Source organism: Paraburkholderia sp. UYCP14C, assembly GCF_004197395.1.
In the GTDB taxonomy this organism is placed as follows: Bacteria; Pseudomonadota; Gammaproteobacteria; order Burkholderiales; family Burkholderiaceae; genus Paraburkholderia.
In genome coordinates, this window is sequence record NZ_SELS01000178.1 from 1 (window position 1) to 3,567 (window position 3,567).

The 3,567-nt window shown below is 54.8% G+C and carries 2 protein-coding genes; both read left to right on the forward strand.

Going from position 1 to position 3,567, the window contains the following annotated elements:
• The coding region (locus tag EVC45_RS46395; RefSeq protein WP_211193592.1) for a hypothetical protein at positions 1–262 on the forward strand (262 nt) is incomplete at its 5' end.
• A 493-nt stretch (positions 263–755) separates the two neighbouring features.
• Positions 756–3,567 (forward strand): helix-turn-helix domain-containing protein (locus EVC45_RS43865; RefSeq protein WP_129964265.1); only part of this gene is annotated, 2,812 nt, incomplete at its 3' end.

Consider the following 3,567-nt stretch of genomic DNA (forward strand, 5'->3'; position numbering starts at 1 on the left):
GGCCAAAGCTGGGTACGGGCAGATCGATGCCGCGCTCACGCCAGAAATCGTCCATGTATCCCGCGAACTCCCGCAGCAGTGCGTCGGAGCAAGCAGTCGAACGCCCGAGGCCTGCACTGACTGGACTTTACGACCAACAGATCAGTTGGATTCACAAGAAATCTGCGTTCACAAATTGGCGTCTTCGCGTAGTTACCAGGAGCAGCCGGAGCAAATCCGTGAATTTGATTTCCGCCCGTTCACTGTCGGAGCAAATATGTGAATGTGCAGGAGCCGTCCCTTCGACCTGAAAATCCGTGAATTGGATGGGCAACTCCGCGCCGCCTGATCATGGAGGACGTCTCAAGCCCCAAAAACAAAGTGCTTCAAGTCCTCAAAGCTGACTTCTTAATCCGGCCTTATCGGCCCATGTTATTAACATAATAATCAATGGTTTATGATTTTTATATAACTGCCAGATTTTATTTTTATACATAACACGTATGCGTAAATCGTAGGATTTTGGCGGTTTTTATTGAAAAGCGACAGAAGTTAACTTACTTTAAAAGGTGCTCAAATAAAAAACCGGCTACTTCAGCCGGTTTTCAAAGTGTCTTACTTCAAGGAGAAGCTCAACCAGTACAGCCAACATCCTTAGGCCGAAAGCGGACCTTGCACGTCCGCGGCCCCTCGTCTGCACAAAACTATTCTCGGCTTTTCACGGCAAAAGTCAAGGGGGAGTATTTTCGCTGTGCAGGCGTACACCGGAGAACAGAATGTCTCGTGTGCGCATGTTTCCCCCCGGCTTCACGCGGTCAGGGGATAGCATTACAAAATGCCTTCGGGAGTATCGTGATCCCGAGGCAAACTATTGGTATTTTCATTCGAACAAGTTGGACAGGCTCCTGCTGCTTGAAAGCGACGTTGTTTTTGCCTGCGCTGTGATGTTTGAGCTGGACCCACAGATAGTTTCTTACGATAGTGCCTCGAGTGTGACGGGCGATCAGGACGAAGAGACGAAGTTCGACTTCGTGGTGAAGTTCAAAGATGAACGTGTGGAGTATTGCCGCTGCAGGCGCAACGCACCACGGTCGGGGTGGAAACTGACTGCGCCTAGAGGGTCGAGGGCGCGCATGGTTACCGGGGGCGATATCGAAGAGTCTTTGTACCTTTTCGACAACGCACTCATGCTCTCAGGCGCAATGACTGCCACGCGAAGTTATGACCGTTCGCTAGCATATCAGGCCATCCTCGGTATGTTTTCCGCCAGATCAGTCGTCACGATCAGGGAAATTCTCGACATTCCCGACCTCGATCAGGCGCTTCTGATAGGCGCGCTGGCCAAGCTTCTGGCTGATGGAACATTAATAACAGACCTGGCCACCCGAATCCTGACGCCGCGTTCGGAGATCCGGCATGCTGGCTCCGGCACATCGATGCTACGCGCGGCATTACCTGGTTCGCTCGCAGGCGATGAGGACAGTCAGGCGAAGGCTCCCGTCCAAGCGACGGAAGCAAGCACCCTTGCGTGTCTTGAGAGGACGCGGCGGCACCTCATCCCGCATGAATATCTGCTCGTCGACTGGCCAATCCCCGACTCAGACGAGATCCCATTAGAAGAGCAGGCCGGATTCAATCGTCGAAAAGAGATAGTGGAGGCGTATCGCGCGGGACATACCTGTAAAGCGATCGCGAAGAAGTTCCGCGTCCACCAGAGTCAGGTTGTGTACTTTGTGTCGCGTTGCGTGACGCAGCGTCCAGGCGGCGGCATCTACGGCTTTTTTGGATTACTCAAGGGGAAGCATCTCAATCGCGGGACGATCAAGACCACGAAGATGGGCGAAGGAGTCGGCGGACGCGGCAGCCATCAATGGGCCCGATTGCTCGAACGCGTCGAAGGGCTCAGGTCGTTCGTCCATTCCTGCCTGTTCAAGCAGAATGCGCCGGCTGAGGGGATTAACTTCGATGTCTCAAAAATTTACGGCGACGTTGCAGTTTACCTGCAAAACGCGGGAGTTGGACCATCTGATTATCCATTCTCGAACGCGGATGAAGGGCGCGACGCCGTCGCCCGGTATTGCATGAGCTTGGCGCACCGCCATGCACCAAGATATATCGAGATCTACCACGGCGATACAGCGGGAAAACGTGCCAGACAGGTTGGTCAGGGTTTGAGGCGGATAATCCGTCCGCAGCGTGCCGGGTCATACGTTCAATGTGACTACTGGAGAACGGAGAGGATAACAAAGGTCACCATGGCTAACGGGCATGGCCAAATCTTTCAGGTCAACCTGCCGAAATGGTATTACGCGCTACTCGTGGACGAATTGTCCTCCGCTGCACTGTCGGGATTTCCAACTTTGGAGATAAACCCGAGCACAGATAGTCTCCTGGAGTGCATGGATCGTTTCGTCCACCCCGAGCAATACGCGAAATCCGAGTTTTACGGGGAGGACGGGGTAGTCGCTGGACCTTGCTTTGCGCCTGAGTTGGTTCCTGCTATCAGACACACGCGATTCGATGTAATCCGGTTTGACAACGCCCTATGTAACCTTTCGGATACCGCAATACGGGCTAACGTATATCACTTTGGGGCTGCGATTAACTTTGGGCCCTGCTACACATGGGTGACGCGGGCCGTCGTTGAGCGCGTGATCGGCAATATCGCCAGGTTGACCGGCAAAATGCTGGGTCCTGAATCCCCGGTTGCTCTCGGAAATCTCAAACTCGCGGTTGACCAGGCATGCGGGGAGCACAATCGGGCACCTACCGAAAGGGCACGTCATTCGTCGCCGGTTGAGTCGCTTGCTCATGCGCTTGACGAGCAGCTCGCGCGGCAGATGCCCATTCCTCTCCCGCGGCAAACCGTTGAGAGCGGCACGATGCTCGATTACTACTTCGTCAGGCCGCTGCGCGGCGATATGAAGAATGGAAGGATGCCGTATGTCCAGGAGCTCGGATATCGATATTCCAGCAAAGACCTGTCGATGGAGACGGGATTGCTCAGGTCGAAGGGCCAGCCGGTGCTTGTCGCAGGCACCGTCAAGCACTATGACGCACGAATCTGCTATGCCCGCATCCACGAGGGCAGGTCTCTCGGACGGTTGCTTCCCGACCGCAAGCAGGACGACCTGATCAGCGTTCGCGACGCTGTGAAACTGCGCAGAGCAGGCAAACGGCACAAGGACAGCTACATTGCGAAAATGGCAAGGGCAGCCGCTGAGGAGAGGCAACGCCCGCCTGCTGACGGAAGCGCAGAAACAGAAGAATCCACAAATGCCAAAGCTGAAGCGGCCTCAAGCGCGCGGGACGCAACGCCAGACGCCGAGGAAAAATCGCATCCGGTCAAACAATATAACAACGGAAAAACCAACCCGGAAGCGCTCAGCGTTGCCAAAGCTCAGCAAAATCACGTATTGCACGGGGAGTCTTTGCAAGGCGGAGAGAACGGCGGTTCGATCCCCGCGGGTGCAGAAGAGGCAGTCGAGAATACAAATGTTCTCCCATTCACTGTATCGGCTCCGGTTGTCTGGACAAGCTTTTGCAGCTCAGGCGGCCAGCTTCATCAGCCTTTCCTGACGGGCTTCG